The sequence below is a fragment of the Paracoccus aestuariivivens genome, assembly GCF_009711225.1.
Lineage (GTDB): Bacteria > Pseudomonadota > Alphaproteobacteria > Rhodobacterales > Rhodobacteraceae > Paracoccus > Paracoccus aestuariivivens.
Window position 1 is genome coordinate 169,447 of sequence record NZ_WMIE01000003.1, and the last position, 16,970, is coordinate 186,416.

The window sequence follows — 16,970 nt, forward strand, 5'->3', positions numbered from 1 at the left end:
GGGTTTGGTGTAAGCCAGCCCGGAAGAAACAGGGGTCGATCGAGACATGGCAAAGCGTTGGTATTCGGTCAGCGTCCTGTCGAACTTTGAAAAGAAGGTTGCCGAGGCGATTCGTCTTGCTGCGACCGAGAAGGGTCTCGAAGACGAGATCGACGAGGTTCGGGTCCCCACCGAAGAGGTGATCGAGATCCGCCGCGGCAAGAAAGTGACCTCCGAGCGTCGCTTTATGCCCGGCTATGTGCTGGTCCATATGGATCTGTCGGACCGCACCTATCATCTGGTCAACTCGATCAATCGGGTGACCGGTTTCCTCGGGGCGCATGGCAAGCCGATGCCGATGCGCGACGACGAAGTGAATTCGATTCTGCATCGCACCGGCGAGGGCGGGGTCGAGGTCGCTCCGCGCAACCTGATCAGGTTCGACGTGGGCGAGAAGGTAAACGTGACCGACGGGCCCTTCGAGGGCTTCTCGGGGATGGTCGAAGAGGTGGATGAGGTTTCGAGCCGCATCAAGGTCACCGTTTCGATCTTTGGTCGGCCGACGCCGGTCGAACTGGAATTCACGCAGGTTTCCAAAACCGTGTGAGGTGTCGCGGGAGGCGCTGATCCTTCGGGGGATGTGCCGTACCGCTAAGTCGGCCCGCTTGCGGGCGTGATGATAAGGAGAGGGCCACATGGCCAAGAAAGTCGTCGGCAGCCTGAAGCTGCAAATCAAGGCGGGTCAAGCAAACCCGTCCCCGCCGGTTGGTCCCGCACTGGGTCAGCGCGGCATCAACATCATGGAATTCTGCAAGGCGTTCAACGCCAAGACGCAGGAAATGGAAGCCGGCTCGCCGGTTCCGGTCGTGATCACCTATTACGCCGATAAATCCTTCACCTTCGAAACCAAGACTTCGCCGGCTTCGTTCCTGCTGAAGAAAGCTGCTGGCCTGAAGCCGGTCGGCAAGCGCAACCGCGCCAAAGGTTCGGAAAAGCCCGGTCGTGTCGTCGCTGGCACCGTGACCGCGAAGCAAGTTCGCGAGATCGCTGAAGCCAAGATGAAAGACCTGAACGCGAACGACGTCGATGCCGCGATGCAGATCATCCTCGGCTCGGCCCGTTCGATCGGCATCGAGGTGAAAGGCTAAATCATGGCGAAAATCTCGAAAAACAAAGCCGCTGCCCGCGCTGCATTCGAAGGCAAAGCCAACCTGACGGTTGAAGAAGCCGTTGCGCTGGTCAAAGGCAACCTCAAAGCGAAATTCGACGAGACCGTTGAAATCGCGATGAACCTGGGCGTTGACCCGCGTCACGCCGACCAAATGGTTCGTGGCGTTGTCACCCTGCCGAATGGCACGGGCAAGCACGTCCGCGTCGCCGTTTTCGCTCGTGGCCCGAAAGCCGACGAGGCGAAAGCCGCTGGCGCCGAGATCGTTGGTGCAGAAGACCTGATGGAAACCATCCAGTCGGGCAAGATCGAATTCGATCGCTGCATCGCTACTCCGGACATGATGCCGCTGGTTGGCCGTCTGGGCAAGATCCTGGGCCCGCGCAACCTGATGCCGAACCCGAAAGTCGGCACGGTGACCATGGACGTGAAATCGGCCGTGGAAGCAGCCAAAGGCGGCGAGGTCCAGTTCAAAGCCGAAAAAGCTGGCGTCGTTCACGCCGGTGTTGGCAAAGCCTCGTTCGACGAAGCGAAACTGGTCGAAAACATCCGCGCTTTCGTGGATGCAGTCAACCGCGCGAAGCCGTCGGGCGCCAAAGGCACCTACGTCAAGAAAGTCTCGATCAGCTCGACCATGGGTCCGGGCGTGTCGCTGGACGTTTCTTCGGCGGTCGCGCAGTAAGCGCGAGAAATTTCGCCGGGGAAACCCGGTGAATGGCGGGGCATTCATGCCCCGTCCTGTCCGAGACGGAGGGTGCGGGGTAACCCGCTTAATTTCCTTCCTGAGATGGGAACAAGACCATTTTCCGAACTTAGTTCGGGGGATCTTGGGACTGTCATGGACCCGTCCTGTCGCTGTTCGGGCGACAGGAAAGTGAGAGCCGGGGGGAAACCCCCACACTTGGAGTGAAACCGTGGAAAGAGCGCAGAAAGAGCAGTTGGTCGAGGAACTCGGCCAGATCTTCGAAGCCTCTGGCGTCGTGGTGGTTGCACACTACGAAGGAATGACGGTTGCCCAAATGCAGGACCTGCGCGCGCAAATGCGTGAAGTCGGTGGGTCCGTTCGCGTTGCCAAGAACAGGCTCGCCAAGATCGCCCTGGATGGAAAGCCTTGCGCAAGCATCGCCGACTATCTGACGGGTATGACCGTGCTCGCTTACTCCGAGGACCCGGTGGCTGCTGCCAAGGTCGCGGACAAGTACGCCAAGGCCAACGACAAGTTCGTTATCCTGGGCGGTGCGATGGGCGACACGGCGCTTGACCCTGCCGGTGTGAAAGCCGTGGCACAGATGCCGTCGCGCGAGGAGCTTATCGCTTCGATCGTGGCTTGCATCGGCGCCCCTGCCTCGAACATCGCGGGCGCGATTGGCGCACCTGCTTCCAACATCGCGGGCATCCTCACGACTCTGGAAGAGCGCGAGGCCGCTTGAGGCAAACCCCATTTCCTCGTAGGGCATCGACCCATCGTTGGAAACATTTAGTGAAAGAACGGAAAAATGGCTGATCTGAAAAAACTCGCCGAAGAAATCGTGGGCCTGACCCTGCTGGAAGCCCAGGAACTGAAAACGATCCTGAAAGACGAATACGGCATTGAGCCGGCTGCTGGTGGCGCCGTCATGGTTGCTGGTCCGGCTGCAGCTGCTGAAGCCGCTGAAGAGAAAACCGAATTCGACGTCGTTCTGACCGACGCCGGCGCGAACAAGATCAACGTGATCAAAGAAGTTCGCGGCATCACCGGTCTGGGCCTGAAAGAAGCCAAGGACCTGGTCGAAGCCGGTGGCAAAGTCAAAGAAGGCGCTTCGAAAGCCGACGCCGAAGACATCAAGAAAAAACTCGAAGCGGCTGGCGCCAAGGTCGAGCTGAAGTAATTGGCCCGAGTGGCCGATTGATTTCGGAAGAATTAGGCAGGGTCCGGGGGTTCCCCCGGTCCCTGCCGAACCTGTCTTGAAGGGCGGTTTCGTCAGAAACCAACGGGAACCTTCCTTCAGGGCATGTTCGGGGTTCGGGAGCCGCGCGGTGGGACGCGAGGCACGAATGGAACCCCGCCCCTCATTCGCCGCCTTGCGCCGGTCGGGCCCCGACGACCGCTGCAAGCGAAAGACGAAAGGTTAGACCCTCTATGGCGCAAGCTTATGTCGGCCAGAAACGCATCCGGCGTTACTATGGCAATATCCGCGAAGTCCTGGAAATGCCGAACCTCATCGAGGTTCAGAAGTCCTCGTATGACCTTTTCCTGCGGTCGGGCGAGGCTGAGGGCCACCAGGACGGCGAAGGCATCAACGGTGTCTTCCAGTCGGTATTCCCGATCAAGGACTTCAACGAGACCGCGACGCTCGAATTCGTGAAATACGAACTCGAACGCCCGAAATACGACGTTGACGAGTGCCAGGCCCGCGACATGACCTATGCCGCGCCGCTGAAGGTCACCCTGCGTCTGATCGTGTTCGATGTCGACGAAAACACCGGCGCCAAGTCGGTCAAGGACATCAAGGAACAAGACGTCTACATGGGCGACATGCCCCTGATGACCCAGAACGGGACGTTCATCGTGAACGGCACCGAGCGCGTGGTTGTCAGCCAGATGCACCGCAGCCCCGGCGTGTTCTTCGACCATGACCGCGGCAAGACGCATTCCTCGGGCAAACTTCTGTTCGCATGCCGCATTATTCCCTATCGCGGCTCGTGGCTAGACTTCGAATTCGACGCCAAGGATCTGGTGTTCTCGCGCATCGACCGTCGCCGCAAACTGCCGGTGACAACGCTGCTTTATGCGCTCGGCATGGATCAGGAAGGCATCATGGATGCTTTCTATGACACCGTTGACTACAAATTGCAGCGCGCTGGCCGGGGCCAGGATGCGGGCTGGGTCACCAAGTTCTTCCCCGAGCGTGTGCGCGGCACCCGCCCGACCTATGATCTGGTGAATGCCGATACCGGTGAAGTCATCACCAAAGCCGGTGAGAAGGTCACTCCGCGTCTGGTGAAGCAGCTTGCCGAAAAAGGCGAGATCAACTTGCTGATGCCGTTCGACAAGATCGTCGGCCGCTTCGTCGCGAAAGACATCATCAACGAGCAGACTGGTCTGATCTATGCCGAAGCCGGTGACGAGATCACGCTGGAATACGACCGTGACGGCGAAGTCTCGGGCGGTCTGCTGAAAGTCCTGCTGGACAACGACATCACCGAGATTCCGGTTCTCGACATCGACCACGTCAATGTCGGTCCCTATATCCGCAACACGATGGCGGCGGACAAGAACATGGGTCGCGAAGGCGCGCTCATGGACATCTACCGCGTCATGCGTCCGGGCGAGCCGCCGACCGTCGAGGCCGCCTCGGCCCTGTTCGACAGTCTGTTCTTCGACAGCGAGCGCTACGACCTTTCGGCCGTGGGTCGCGTCAAGATGAACATGCGCCTTGATCTGGATGCGCCGGATACCCAGCGCACCCTGCGCAAGGATGACATCAAGGCCTGTATCCGTGGCCTCGTGGAACTGCGCGACGGCAAGGGCGAGATCGACGACATCGACCACCTCGGCAACCGCCGGGTGCGTTCGGTCGGCGAGCTGATGGAGAACCAGTACCGCATCGGTCTGCTTCGCATGGAGCGTGCCATCCGCGAACGCATGTCCGGCGTCGAGATCGACACCGTCATGCCGCAGGACCTGATCAACGCGAAACCGGCGGCGGCTGCCGTCCGCGAATTCTTCGGCTCGTCGCAGCTGTCGCAGTTCATGGACCAGACCAACCCGCTGTCGGAAGTGACGCATAAGCGTCGTCTGTCGGCGCTTGGGCCGGGCGGTCTGACGCGTGAGCGTGCAGGCTTCGAGGTTCGCGACGTTCACCCGACCCACTATGGCCGGATGTGCCCGATTGAAACGCCGGAAGGTCAGAACATCGGTCTGATCAACTCGCTGGCCACCTTCGCCCGCGTGAACAAATACGGCTTCATCGAGACCCCGTACCGCAAGGTCATTGAAGGTCACGTCACCGATGACGTGGTCTACATGTCCGCGACCGAGGAAATGCGTCACACCGTGGCGCAGGCCAACGCCGTGCTGGACGAGAACGGCAAGTTTGTCGATGAACTGATCTCGACCCGTCAGGCGGGCGACTTCATGCTGAACCCGGTCGATGCCGTCGATCTGATCGACGTGTCGCCGAAACAGCTGGTCTCGGTCGCTGCGGCGCTGATTCCGTTCCTTGAAAACGACGACGCCAACCGCGCTCTGATGGGCTCGAACATGCAACGTCAGGCGGTTCCGCTTCTGCGTGCCGAGGCTCCGCTTGTGGGCACCGGCATGGAAGCGACCGTGGCGCGCGACTCGGGCGCGGCCATCATGGCCCGTCGCGGCGGCGTCATCGACCAGGTCGATGCGCAGCGTATCGTTGTGCGTGCGACCGAGGATCTGGGCGCGGGCGACGCCGGTGTGGACATCTACCGTCTGCGCAAGTTCAAGCGTTCGAACCAGTCCTCGACCATCAACCAGCGTCCGCTGGTCAAGGTGGGCGAAAAGGTCGTCAAGAATCAGGTCATCGCTGATGGTCCCTCGACCGATCAGGGTGAACTGGCCATCGGCCGGAACGTGGTCGTCGCGTTCATGCCGTGGAACGGCTACAACTACGAAGACTCGATCCTGATCTCGGAGCGCATCCACCGCGACGACGTGTTCACCTCGATCCATATCGACGAATACGAAGTGGCGGCCCGCGACACCAAGCTGGGGCCGGAAGAGATCACCCGCGACATCCCGAACGTCGGCGAGGAAGCGCTGCGCAACCTCGACGAAGCCGGTATTGTCTATATCGGTGCGGAAGTGGGTCCGGGCGACATTCTGGTCGGCAAGATCACCCCGAAAGGTGAATCGCCGATGACGCCGGAAGAGAAGCTGCTTCGCGCCATCTTCGGCGAGAAAGCTTCGGACGTGCGCGATACCTCGCTGCGTCTGCCCCCGGGTGCTTATGGCACGATCGTCGAGGTTCGCGTCTTCAACCGTCACGGCGTCGACAAGGACGAACGTGCGCTGCAGATCGAGCGCGAGGAAGTCGAACGTCTGGCCCGTGACCGGGACGACGAGTTGGTCATTCTTGAGCGTAACATCTACGCGCGTCTCAAGTCGCTGATCGCTGACAAAGAAGTCGTCAAAGGTCCGAAAGGCATCAAGTCCGGCGCGATCGTCAATGACGATCTGCTGGGTCAACTGAGCCGTGGCCAGTGGTGGCAGCTTGCCGTTGCCGACGAGGAAACCGCCAAGGAAGTCGAAGCGCTGAACCAGCAGTTCGACACGCTGAAGCGCGCACTGGACAACCGTTTCGACGACAAGGTCGAGAAGGTCCGTCAGGGTGACGATCTGCCTCCGGGCGTGATGAAAATGGTCAAGGTCTTTGTCGCCGTGAAGCGCAAGCTGCAAGCGGGCGACAAGATGGCCGGTCGTCACGGCAACAAAGGCGTCGTGTCGAAGGTCGTTGCGATCGAGGACATGCCGTTCCTTGCTGACGGGACCGCCGTCGACCTCGTTCTGAACCCGCTGGGCGTGCCTTCGCGGATGAACGTCGGTCAGATCCTTGAAACCCATATGGGCTGGGCATCGCGCGGTCTGGGCATCAAGATCGACGAGGCGCTGCAGGACTATCGTCGCAATGGCGATATGACTCCGGTGCGCGAAGCGATGAAGAACGGCTATGGCGAGGATATGTACGCCACGCGGTTCGAGAACCTTGATGACGACACGCTGGTCGAACATGCCGATGCGGTTCGCAACGGCGTTCCGATCGCCACGCCCGTCTTCGACGGCGCCAAAGAGGCTGACGTGAACGACGCGCTGAAGCGTGCCGGTTTCGATTCCTCGGGGCAATCGGTCGCCTTCGACGGTCGCACCGGTGAGCAGTTCGCCCGTAAGGTGACGGTCGGCACGAAGTACTTCCTGAAGCTGCACCACCTTGTCGACGACAAGATGCACGCCCGCTCGACTGGTCCGTACTCGCTGGTCACGCAGCAGCCGCTGGGTGGTAAGGCGCAGTTCGGTGGTCAGCGTCTGGGTGAGATGGAGGTCTGGGCTCTGGAAGCCTACGGCGCTGCCTATACCCTGCAAGAGATGCTGACGGTGAAGTCGGATGACGTCGCAGGCCGGACCAAGGTCTATGAAAGCATCGTGAAGGGCGAGGACAACTTCGAAGCCGGCGTGCCGGAATCGTTCAACGTTCTGGTCAAGGAGGTCCGGGGTCTGGGCCTCAATATGGAACTCCTGGATGCGGAAGACGAAGAGTGAGGGCGCGCCAGCGCCCCACTACTCCCTTCTCCGCGCCCCTCATTAGGATTTGAAAATGAACCAGGAACTTGCCACCAATTCCCTGAACCCGCTGGCCCAGCCGCGGCAGTTCGACGAGATCAAGATCTCGCTCGCCTCTCCGGAGGAAATCCTCGCCTGGTCCTACGGCGAGGTCAAAAAGCCCGAAACGATCAACTACCGCACGTTCAAACCTGAGCGTGACGGCCTGTTCTGCGCGCGCATCTTTGGTCCGATCAAGGACTACGAATGTCTGTGCGGCAAATACAAACGCATGAAATATCGCGGCCTCGTCTGCGAGAAATGCGGCGTGGAAGTCACGCTGCAAAAGGTCCGCCGCGAGCGCATGGGCCATATCGAGCTGGCCGCTCCGGTCGCGCATATCTGGTTCCTGAAGTCGCTGCCGAGCCGCATCGGCCTGATGCTGGACATGACGCTGCGTGATCTCGAACGCATCCTGTATTTCGAGAACTACGTCGTCATCGAGCCGGGTCTGACGGACCTGACCTATGGTCAATTGCTGACCGAGGAAGAGTTCCTCGACGCGCAGGACCAGTACGGCGCTGACGCATTCTCGGCCGATATCGGTGCCGAGGCGATCCGCGCGATGCTGGCCAATATCGATCTGGCTGCCACTGCCGACCAGCTCCGCGAGGATCTGAAAGAGGCAACCGGCGAACTGAAGCCGAAAAAGATCATCAAGCGCCTGAAGATCGTCGAGTCGTTCCTGGAATCAGGCAACCGTCCGGAATGGATGGTCCTGACCGTGATTCCGGTCATTCCGCCGGAACTGCGTCCGCTGGTTCCGCTGGATGGCGGCCGTTTCGCGACCTCGGATCTGAACGATCTGTATCGCCGCGTTATCAACCGGAACAACCGTTTGAAGCGCCTGATCGAACTGCGCGCGCCCGACATCATCGTCCGCAACGAAAAGCGGATGCTGCAAGAGTCGGTCGATGCCCTGTTCGACAACGGCCGTCGCGGTCGCGTCATCACCGGGAACAACAAGCGCCCGCTGAAGTCGCTGTCCGACATGCTGAAGGGTAAGCAAGGTCGCTTCCGTCAGAACCTTTTGGGTAAGCGCGTCGACTTCTCGGGCCGTTCGGTCATCGTGACCGGTCCGGAGCTGAAGCTGCACCAGTGTGGTCTGCCGAAGAAGATGGCCTTGGAGCTGTTCAAGCCGTTCATCTATTCGCGTCTTGAAGCCAAAGGTCTGTCCTCGACGGTCAAGCAGGCCAAGAAGCTGGTCGAAAAAGAGCGTCCCGAGGTCTGGGATATCCTTGACGAGGTCATCCGCGAGCATCCGGTTCTGCTGAACCGTGCGCCGACGCTGCACCGTCTGGGCATCCAGGCGTTTGAGCCGATCCTGATCGAAGGTAAGGCGATCCAGCTACACCCGCTGGTCTGCTCGGCCTTCAACGCCGACTTCGACGGCGACCAGATGGCCGTTCACGTCCCGCTGAGCCTTGAAGCCCAGCTGGAAGCACGCGTGTTGATGATGTCGACGAACAACGTTCTGTCGCCCGCCAACGGCGCGCCGATCATCGTTCCGTCGCAGGACATGGTCCTTGGTCTGTACTACACGACCATGGAACGCGAAGGCATGCTGGGCGAAGGCATGGCCTTCACCAGCCTTGAAGAGGTCGAGCACGCTCTGGCTTCCGGCTCGGTGCATCTGCATGCCAAGATCAAGGCCCGCCTGCCGCAGATCGACGAGAACGGCAACGAAGTGATCGTTCGCTTCGACACCACCCCCGGCCGTCTGCGTCTGGGTTCGTTGCTGCCGAAGAACGCGAAAGCGCCCTTCGAGCTGGTCAACCGCCTGCTGCGGAAGAAAGACATCCAGAACGTCATCGACACCGTCTACCGCTATTGCGGCCAGAAAGAGTCGGTCATCTTCTGCGACCAGATCATGGGTCTGGGCTTCCGCGAAGCATTCCGCGCCGGCATCTCGTTCGGCAAGGACGACATGGTCATTCCGGGTGCTAAATGGGAACTGGTCGAAGAGACCCAGGACCACGTGAAGCAGTTCGAGCAGCAGTATCTCGACGGCCTGATCACTCAGGGCGAGAAGTACAACAAAGTGGTCGATGCCTGGTCGAAATGTAACGACAAGGTCACCGACGCGATGATGAAAGCCATCTCGGCGACCAAGAAGGACGAGAAGGGTTCCGAAATGGAGCCGAACTCGGTCTACATGATGGCCCACTCGGGCGCTCGTGGCTCGGTCAGCCAGATGAAACAGCTGGGCGGTATGCGCGGCCTGATGGCCAAGCCGAACGGCGAGATCATCGAGACGCCGATCATCTCGAACTTCAAGGAAGGTCTGACCGTTCTTGAATACTTCAACTCGACCCACGGCGCCCGTAAGGGGCTGTCGGATACCGCTCTGAAAACCGCGAACTCGGGTTACCTGACCCGTCGTCTGGTTGACGTTGCGCAGGATTGCATCATCCGTGAGCATGACTGTGGTTCCGAACAGGCGATCACGGCCTCGGCCGCGGTCAACGATGGCGAAGTCGTCAGCCCGCTTTCGGAGCGCGTGCTGGGCCGCACCGCGGCCGAGGATGTTCTGGTTCCGGGCGAAGACGTTGTGATCGTTCGCAAGAACGAGCTGATCGACGAGCGCAAGGCAGACGAGATCGAACAGGCTGGTGTTCAGACTGTCCGCATCCGCTCGGCCCTGACCTGTGAGTCGGATGACGGCATCTGCGCACTCTGCTACGGCCGCGATCTGGCCCGTGGTACGCTGGTGAACATCGGCGAAGCTGTCGGCATCATCGCCGCGCAGTCGATCGGTGAGCCCGGCACCCAGCTGACGATGCGGACCTTCCACATCGGCGGCATTGCTCAGGGTGGCCAGCAATCCTTCACGGCTGCCTCGCAGGAAGGCACGATCACCTACGAGAACGAGAGCACGCTTGAGAACGCGAATGGCGAGCTGATCGTCATGAGCCGGAACATGCAGCTGAACATCAAGAATGCTCAGGGCGAGGTTCTGGCCAACCACAAGCTGTTCTACGGCTCGAAGCTGTTCGTGCGTGAAGGCGATGCCGTCGCTCGCGGCCAGAAGATGTTCGAATGGGACCCCTATACCCTGCCGATCATCGCCGAAAAGGCCGGTGTTGCGAAATTCGTCGATCTTCTCTCGGGCATTTCGGTGCGCGACGAGACCGATGACGCGACCGGCATGACGCAGAAGATCGTCACGGATTGGCGCTCGGCCCCGAAAGGCAACGAGCTGAAGCCTGAAATCATCATCGTCGATGCCGATGGTGAGCCCGTCCGCAACGAGCAGGGCAATCCGGTCACCTATCCGATGTCGGTCGACGCTGTTCTGTCGGTCGAAGAAGGTCAGGAAATCAAAGCCGGTGACGTGGTTGCGCGTATCCCGCGCGAGGGTGCCAAGACCAAGGACATCACCGGGGGTCTTCCCCGCGTGGCGGAACTGTTCGAAGCCCGTCGTCCCAAGGATCACGCGATCATCGCCGAACTCGACGGCTATGTGCGCTTTGGCAAAGACTACAAGAACAAGCGTCGCATCAGCATCGAGCCGGCAGACGATACCCTGTCCGCGGTTGAGTACATGGTGCCGAAAGGCAAACACATCCCGGTTCACGAAGGCGACTTCGTGCAGAAGGGTGACTACATCATGGACGGCAACCCGGCGCCGCACGACATCCTGCGCATCATGGGGATTGAGGCTCTGGCCGACTACCTCATCGACGAAGTGCAGGACGTCTATCGACTGCAGGGCGTGAAGATCAACGACAAGCACATCGAGGTGATCGTTCGCCAGATGCTGCAGAAGATCGAGATCCTCGACAGTGGCGATACCACGCTGCTGAAGGGCGAGAATGTCGACCGCGACGAGTTCGAGGAAGAAAACGCCAAGATCCAAGCCAGAGGTGGCCGTCCGGCCACGGGCGAGCCGGTGCTGTTGGGTATTACCAAGGCATCGTTGCAGACCCGCAGCTTCATCTCGGCCGCATCGTTCCAGGAAACGACCCGGGTGCTGACCGAGGCTGCTGTTCAGGGCAAGCGCGATAAGCTGGTTGGTCTGAAAGAGAACGTCATCGTCGGCCGTCTGATCCCGGCCGGTACTGGTGGTGCGACCGCTCGCGTGCGCCGCATCGCCAACGACCGCGACAATGACGTGATCGAGGCCCGCAAGGCCGAGGCCGAAGCTGCTGCCGCGCTGATCGCGCCCGAAGCTCCGGCCGAAGCTGCAGACGGAAACTGATCCGACTGAAACGACTATTGAAAAGGCCCGGCATTGCGTCGGGCCTTTTTGTTTGTGCAGAGTCAGGTCCGGCGGTCATCAGGCAATAGGCAGGGTGGGGAGGCTGTCGGGTATCGCGCACGGATAAGTTTTCGTGAGAGGCGATGCAGTTCTGGCAATCCTCGCGCGGCTTGCTTACCCCTATGCTTGACCATTCGGAGACAGCATGCGCGCACCTCTTATTTCGCCCAATCGCCGGGTCAAGCCGTCGTCGGTCAGCCAAAGAGTACCGGTCGATATGGCGGACAATCTGCGCGGGGCCATGTGGATGGTGTTGTGCATGGCGGCCTTTACCTGCAACGATTCGTTGATGAAGGCGGTTACGCATGATCTGCCGCTGTATCAGTCGATCTCGATCCGGGGCGGGATCGTCATGCTGTTCATGGTCGCGCTGGCCTGGTTCAAGGGAAAGCCGATCCATTTGCTGGTTCCGCGTCGGGATGTCGGTCCGCTGGTGCTGCGGGGCGTTTCGGATATCGTCTCGACCCTGCTGTATCTTGCGGCGCTGCGGCAGATGGCTTTGGCCGATATTTCGGCGGTCATGCAGGCCCTGCCGCTTGCGGTGACGCTCGCGGCGGCGGTGGTGTTTCGAGAAAAACTGGGCTGGCGGCGGTTGAGTGCGATCGGCGTCGGATTCGTGGGCGTTCTGCTGATCCTGAGACCGGGCAGCAGCGCGTTCGACGTCTGGTCGCTGGTTGCGCTGGCAGCGATGGGGTTGATCGTGGTCCGCGACATCGCAACCCGATTGTTCTCGCCGCAGGTCGATTCCTCGACCATCGCGTTTCATGCCGCACTTGCCGTGACGCTGGGGGCGCTTGTCATGGGTACGGGTGAGGATTGGCGGATGCCGCTGCCGAGCGAGGTCGGCTTGCTGGTAATGGCAGGGGCGTTGCTGACGGTGGGCTATCTGTCCGCGGTCGCCTCGATGCGGGTCGGCGAGGTCTCGTTCGTCGCACCGTTCCGCTACACGTCGCTGATCTGGGCAATCGTTCTGGGGCTGCTGATGTTCGGTGACTGGCCGGATCTGTGGACATGGGCAGGATCGGCTCTGGTCGTCGGGGCAGGGATCTACGCGATCCTGCGCGAGCGGCAGTTGCGGAGGGTTTACTGATGCACGTGCAGATGCTGGGGCTTTGCCGGTTTTCCTATCTGGGCGGGCGCGGATTTCAGGTGACCCATGACAGCATCGAAGAACGGCGGGCGTTCCTGTATGATCCGGCGCGTCTGGAGCGCCGTTGGTTCTGGTTCGAGAACATCACCCTGCCGGGGATTCTGGCGCAGACCGATCCTGATTACACGTTGGTCATGATGACGGGGCCGGATCTGCCCGAACCCTATCTGTCGCGCCTGCATGAACTGACCACGCTCGCCCCGCAACTCAAGCTGGCATTGGTTCCGCCGATGGAGCAGCACTGGGCCGCATGTCTTGCGGCAGTTGCTCCGCATGTGGATCCGAAAGCCGATGTCGTCGGGCATTTCCGTCAGGACGACGATGATGCGGTCGCAATCGATTATATCCATCATGCGCGCCAAGATTTTGCGGCGATGGAGCCCTTGTGGCAGCAGCAGCGGCGGCTTTACTGCGATTACTCACGCGGGTTGGTGTTGAAGGCAAACCGCAACGGCGTACAGGTCCAGCCCCGCGTGATCCATAATGCGAGCGTGGGGCTGACGGTCTATCTGCCTCCCGACGTCCAAAGCACGGCCATCCATTTTCCGCATTGGCGCATCGCTTTGTCGATGCCGGGGGTCACGATGGCCGAGCGGTTGATGTATGTGCGTTTTCTGAACCACGATAACGACTCAGGCATGATCGGGGCGGGTTTTCCGTTGGAAACCGGATCAGAGGATTGGGCGGCAATTCTGGCTGATCGTTTCAGGGTCGATTTGGCCACGCTGGACGACGCGGCACGCCAGTTCGGACTGCCCGGCGCCGATCGCCCGCGTTGGGGAAAGTGACCGGCGCGGCTTCGACCTGCCGCTGTTGACTCACCTGGCGATTCCCCCTATACGCCGCACACCTAGCAGAATCCTGCCTGGTGCCCAGAACCTAATTATTGGTCAAGATCCGGGCGCAAGCTCCGATCCTCTGGAACTAACCCGTCCTCCCGCGAGGGACTGGATGGGTTCTGGCGTTTCGCGATGGGCGCGTTACGCCGTCGAGAAGTGGCGCAGCAATTCGCTGCGAGTATTGACGAAAGCAAGACGGGGAACCGAATGCCGACGATCCAACAGCTGATCCGCAAACCGCGGCAGCCCAAAGTGCAGCGCTCGAAGTCGCAGCACCTTCAAGGGTGCCCGCAGAAACGCGGCGTATGCACGCGTGTGTACACCACCACGCCGAAGAAACCGAACTCCGCTATGCGTAAAGTCGCCAAAGTGCGTCTGACGAATGGCTTCGAGGTCATCTCCTACATCCCGGGCGAAAAGCACAACCTGCAGGAACACAGCGTCGTGCTGATCCGCGGCGGCCGTGTAAAAGACCTTCCGGGTGTCCGTTACCACATCCTGCGCGGTGTGCTGGATACCCAGGGCGTCAAAGATCGTCGTCAGCGTCGTTCGAAATACGGCGCGAAGCGTCCGAAATAAGGAGAGGCATCAATGTCACGTCGTCACGCTGCTGAGAAGCGCGAAGTCCTGCCGGATGCCAAGTTCGGCGATCGCGTCCTGACCAAATTCATGAACAACCTGATGGTTGACGGTAAGAAATCGACCGCCGAACGCATCGTTTACTCGGCGCTTGATCGCGTTCAGGGCAAACTGAAGCGCGAGCCGATCGAAGTCTTCCACGAAGCCCTCGACAACGTCAAACCTTCCGTCGAAGTGCGTTCGCGCCGCGTCGGTGGTGCGACCTACCAGGTTCCGGTTGAAGTCCGTCCGACCCGCCGCGAAGCTCTGGCTATCCGTTGGCTGATCACCGCTGCGAAAAACCGCAACGAGCACACCATGGAAGAGCGTCTCGCGGGCGAGCTGGCCGATGCCGTCAACGGCCGCGGCACCGCTGTCAAGAAACGCGAAGACACCCACAAGATGGCCGACGCGAACAAAGCGTTCAGCCACTACCGTTGGTAAGGGAATAGCATCATGGCACGGGAATATCCGCTCCAGCGCTACCGTAACTTCGGGATCATGGCCCACATCGACGCGGGCAAGACCACGACCACGGAACGCATCCTCTACTACACCGGCAAGTCCCATAAGATCGGCGAAGTCCACGACGGCGCCGCGACCATGGACTGGATGGAGCAGGAGCAGGAGCGGGGCATCACGATCACCTCGGCTGCGACGACCACTTTCTGGCAGCGTCAGGAAGATCCGACCACCGAAGGCACTTCGGACACGAAGTACCGCTTCAACATCATCGACACCCCCGGCCACGTTGACTTCACCATCGAAGTCGAACGTTCGCTGGCCGTGCTTGACGGTGCGATCTGCCTTCTCGACGCCAACGCCGGCGTTGAACCGCAGACCGAGACCGTGTGGCGCCAGGCTGACCGTTACAAGGTTCCGCGGATCGTGTTCGTCAACAAGATGGACAAGATCGGCGCTGACTTCTTCAACTGCGTGAAGATGATCAAGGACCGTACCGGCGGCATCCCGTGCCCGATCGCTTTCCCGATCGGTGCCGAGGACAAGCTGGAAGGCATCGTCGACCTGATCAAGATGGAAGAGTGGGTCTATAAAGGCGAAGACCTCGGCGCGAGCTGGGTCCGTCAACCGATCCGCGAAGAACTTCAGGATCTGGCCGATGAATGGCGCGCCAACATGATCGAGCTTGCCGTCGAGCAAGACGATGATGCCATGGAAGCCTATCTCGAAGGCAACGAGCCCGACGAAGCCACCCTGCGCGGTCTGATCCGCAAAGGCACGCTGTCGCTCTCGTTCTTCCCGGTCACCGCTGGCTCGGCGTTCAAGAACAAAGGCGTTCAGCCTCTGCTCAACTCGGTCATCGACTTCCTGCCCTCGCCGCTGGACGTCCCCGCCTACATGGGCTTCCTGCCGGGCGACGAGACCGAGACCCGCAACATCGAGCGTCGTGCTGATGACACGCAGCCCTTCTCGGGCCTCGCGTTCAAAATCATGAACGACCCCTTCGTCGGCTCGCTGACCTTCACCCGCCTGTACTCGGGCGTGCTGAAGAAGGGCGATCAGATGATGAACTCGACCAAAGGCAAGCGCGAACGCGTTGGCCGGATGATGATGATGCACTCGATCAACCGCGAGGAGATCGAAGAAGCCTTTGCAGGCGACATCATCGCGCTGGCCGGTCTGAAAGACACTACCACGGGCGACACGCTGTGCGATCCGAGCAACCCGGTTGTTCTGGAAACCATGACCTTCCCCGAGCCGGTGATCGAGATCGCCGTCGAGCCGAAGTCGAAAGCTGACCAGGAAAAGATGGGCCTCGCCCTTCAGCGCCTTTCGGCAGAAGACCCGTCCTTCCGCGTCGAAACCGACCTCGAGTCGGGCCAGACCATCATGAAGGGCATGGGCGAACTTCACCTCGACATTCTGGTCGACCGGATGAAGCGCGAGTTCAAGGTCGAAGCCAACATCGGTGCGCCGCAGGTGGCTTACCGTGAGACGATCTCGACCTCGGCCGATATCGACTACACGCACAAGAAACAGACCGGTGGTACCGGCCAGTTCGCGCGCGTGAAGCTGACGATCACCCCGACCGAGCCCGGCGAAGGCTACTCGTTCGAGTCGAAAATCGTTGGTGGTGCGGTTCCGAAGGAATACATCCCCGGCGTCGAAAAAGGCATCAAGTCCGTCATGGACTCGGGCCCGCTGGCAGGCTTCCCGGTTATCGACTTCAAAGTCGCTCTGACCGACGGTGCTTTCCATGACGTCGACTCGTCGGTTCTGGCTTTCGAAATCGCTGCCCGTGCCGCGATGCGTGAAGGTCTGAAGAAGGCCGGTGCGAAACTGCTCGAGCCGATCATGAAAGTGGAAGTCGTGACGCCGGAAGAATATACCGGTTCGATCATCGGCGACCTGACCAGCCGTCGTGGCATGGTCCGTGGTCAGGACTCGCGTGGCAACGCCAACGTCATCGACGCGTTCGTGCCGCTTGCCAACATGTTCGGCTACATCAACAACCTGCGCTCGATGTCCTCGGGCCGTGCAGTGTTCTCGATGCAGTTCGACCATTACGAAGCCGTGCCGCAGAACATCTCGGACGAGATCCAGAAGAAATACGCCTAATCGGGACGGCGGGGCCACGGCCCCGCCTCTCCATACAGAACATGACA

At 60.4% G+C, this 16,970-nt stretch carries 12 protein-coding genes; all 12 read left to right on the top strand.

Features of this window, described 5'->3' with window-relative positions; translation table 11 throughout:
- The first annotated feature begins 46 nt into the window (after positions 1 to 46).
- The 12 genes from nusG to fusA all read left to right on the top strand — a co-directional run bounded on the left by nusG (position 47) and on the right by fusA (position 16,923).
- Complete coding sequence (nusG, locus tag GL286_RS08350) at positions 47 to 586, top strand: transcription termination/antitermination protein NusG (RefSeq protein ID WP_155095105.1); 540 nt, start codon at positions 47 to 49, stop codon at positions 584 to 586.
- A gap of 88 nt (positions 587 to 674) precedes the next feature.
- Positions 675 to 1,127 (top strand): 50S ribosomal protein L11, encoded by a 453-nt coding sequence (gene rplK, locus GL286_RS08355; RefSeq protein WP_155095106.1) that lies wholly within the window; start codon positions 675 to 677, stop codon positions 1,125 to 1,127.
- A gap of 3 nt (positions 1,128 to 1,130) precedes the next feature.
- On the top strand, positions 1,131 to 1,829 hold the full coding sequence (gene rplA, locus GL286_RS08360; RefSeq protein ID WP_155095107.1) for a 50S ribosomal protein L1: 699 nt from the start codon (positions 1,131 to 1,133) through the stop codon (positions 1,827 to 1,829).
- A 232-nt stretch (positions 1,830 to 2,061) separates the two neighbouring features.
- Complete coding sequence (gene rplJ / locus GL286_RS08365) at positions 2,062 to 2,577, top strand: 50S ribosomal protein L10 (protein WP_170295103.1); 516 nt, start codon at positions 2,062 to 2,064, stop codon at positions 2,575 to 2,577.
- A gap of 66 nt (positions 2,578 to 2,643) precedes the next feature.
- A complete protein-coding gene (gene rplL, locus GL286_RS08370) occupies positions 2,644 to 3,015 on the top strand; it encodes a 50S ribosomal protein L7/L12 (RefSeq protein WP_155095108.1) in 372 nt (123 codons plus the stop codon).
- Between the two features lie 251 nt (positions 3,016 to 3,266).
- On the top strand, positions 3,267 to 7,415 hold the full coding sequence (rpoB, locus tag GL286_RS08375; RefSeq protein ID WP_155095109.1) for a DNA-directed RNA polymerase subunit beta: 4,149 nt from the start codon (positions 3,267 to 3,269) through the stop codon (positions 7,413 to 7,415).
- A 55-nt stretch (positions 7,416 to 7,470) separates the two neighbouring features.
- A complete protein-coding gene (gene rpoC, locus GL286_RS08380) occupies positions 7,471 to 11,676 on the top strand; it encodes a DNA-directed RNA polymerase subunit beta' (protein WP_155095110.1) in 4,206 nt (1,401 codons plus the stop codon).
- A 205-nt stretch (positions 11,677 to 11,881) separates the two neighbouring features.
- Positions 11,882 to 12,826, top strand: coding sequence for a DMT family transporter (locus GL286_RS08385; protein WP_155095111.1), 945 nt, complete (start codon positions 11,882 to 11,884; stop codon positions 12,824 to 12,826).
- The gene (locus GL286_RS08390; protein WP_155095112.1) at positions 12,826 to 13,674 is read left to right on the top strand and encodes a putative rhamnosyl transferase; all 849 of its coding nucleotides are present in this window, start codon (positions 12,826 to 12,828) and stop codon (positions 13,672 to 13,674) included. Before GL286_RS08385 ends, GL286_RS08390 begins: the two co-directional genes overlap by 1 nt.
- 258 nt (positions 13,675 to 13,932) lie before the next feature.
- On the top strand, positions 13,933 to 14,304 hold the full coding sequence (gene rpsL, locus GL286_RS08395; RefSeq protein WP_022705687.1) for a 30S ribosomal protein S12: 372 nt from the start codon (positions 13,933 to 13,935) through the stop codon (positions 14,302 to 14,304).
- 12 nt (positions 14,305 to 14,316) lie between these two features.
- Positions 14,317 to 14,787 carry a 30S ribosomal protein S7 gene (gene rpsG / locus GL286_RS08400; protein ID WP_134680200.1) on the top strand — a complete coding sequence of 157 codons (471 nt, stop codon included), beginning with the start codon at positions 14,317 to 14,319 and terminating at the stop codon, positions 14,785 to 14,787.
- A gap of 12 nt (positions 14,788 to 14,799) precedes the next feature.
- The gene (gene fusA, locus GL286_RS08405; RefSeq protein ID WP_155095113.1) at positions 14,800 to 16,923 is read left to right on the top strand and encodes an elongation factor G; all 2,124 of its coding nucleotides are present in this window, start codon (positions 14,800 to 14,802) and stop codon (positions 16,921 to 16,923) included.
- Positions 16,924 to 16,970: the final 47 nt, after the last annotated feature.

Coding starts and splice junctions, on each gene's coding strand:
- rplA (WP_155095107.1), top strand. CDS start 1,131: ATGGCGAAAATCTCGAAAAACAAAGCCGCTGCCCGCGCTGCATTCGAA.
- rpsG (WP_134680200.1), top strand. CDS start 14,317: ATGTCACGTCGTCACGCTGCTGAGAAGCGCGAAGTCCTGCCGGATGCC.
- fusA (WP_155095113.1), top strand. CDS start 14,800: ATGGCACGGGAATATCCGCTCCAGCGCTACCGTAACTTCGGGATCATG.
- rplL (WP_155095108.1), top strand. CDS start 2,644: ATGGCTGATCTGAAAAAACTCGCCGAAGAAATCGTGGGCCTGACCCTG.
- nusG (WP_155095105.1), top strand. CDS start 47: ATGGCAAAGCGTTGGTATTCGGTCAGCGTCCTGTCGAACTTTGAAAAG.
- GL286_RS08390 (WP_155095112.1), top strand. CDS start 12,826: ATGCACGTGCAGATGCTGGGGCTTTGCCGGTTTTCCTATCTGGGCGGG.
- rpoB (WP_155095109.1), top strand. CDS start 3,267: ATGGCGCAAGCTTATGTCGGCCAGAAACGCATCCGGCGTTACTATGGC.
- rpsL (WP_022705687.1), top strand. CDS start 13,933: ATGCCGACGATCCAACAGCTGATCCGCAAACCGCGGCAGCCCAAAGTG.
- GL286_RS08385 (WP_155095111.1), top strand. CDS start 11,882: ATGCGCGCACCTCTTATTTCGCCCAATCGCCGGGTCAAGCCGTCGTCG.
- rplK (WP_155095106.1), top strand. CDS start 675: ATGGCCAAGAAAGTCGTCGGCAGCCTGAAGCTGCAAATCAAGGCGGGT.
- rpoC (WP_155095110.1), top strand. CDS start 7,471: ATGAACCAGGAACTTGCCACCAATTCCCTGAACCCGCTGGCCCAGCCG.